Annotated in this window: 1 protein-coding gene; it reads right to left on the bottom strand. The window is 61.0% G+C overall.

Annotated elements, in window-relative coordinates:
* Positions 1-610, bottom strand: a 610-nt coding sequence (locus tag CAPSK01_RS22325) for a hypothetical protein (protein ID WP_273703310.1), incomplete at both ends; no start/stop codon positions are given.

Below are 610 nucleotides of genomic sequence, written 5' to 3' on the forward strand. Positions count from 1 at the left end.
TGGGGAAGCCGAAGAAATCGGCCATGTTGGCTATCCAAGAGCGGACCGCGCGCAGCGTTTTTGCTGCCAGCGTGTTTGTCCGGTATCCGGTCGGCTGGGTCTGCAGAATCTCCGCCAATTTCGCCAGCGCTTCATCAACGCCGCGCGCCCGGATGTAGCCTTCCGAATCGCCGCGAGCCCGCAGCGCAACCCCTTCTTCTCCGGCCGCCCAGGCGTCCGCCCGGTTGCGAATCCATTCGTCCTTGGTGTACAGTTCCCCGAGATGCGTGACGTACTGGTCCCGCGTCATGAACCGGCGCAGGCCGAAATGGAGAAGCTCATGCCAGAACGTGCGCTCAACAGCGGAAGTGTCGAAAAGCCCCTCGCGAACGAGATGGATTTTCCCTCGGTAAGTGACGCCAGAAATAACAACGTCATCATTTCCTGCGACACCCGGAACGGCGTCCGTGAAACGGTCCACGACAGTTACAGGAATTGCCGTCCGAAATGGCTTGCCAAGTTGCTCAAGCTGATCGGTGATCGCGCCGACTGACAGCCATTCGGATTCCGGCAGGGGGGCGGCCTCTTCCCGGTTGAAGATCGCCCCATTTCCGCCTTCCGGGTTGGCCGG

Source organism: Candidatus Accumulibacter vicinus (assembly GCF_000584955.1).
Classification (GTDB): domain Bacteria; phylum Pseudomonadota; class Gammaproteobacteria; order Burkholderiales; family Rhodocyclaceae; genus Accumulibacter; species Accumulibacter vicinus.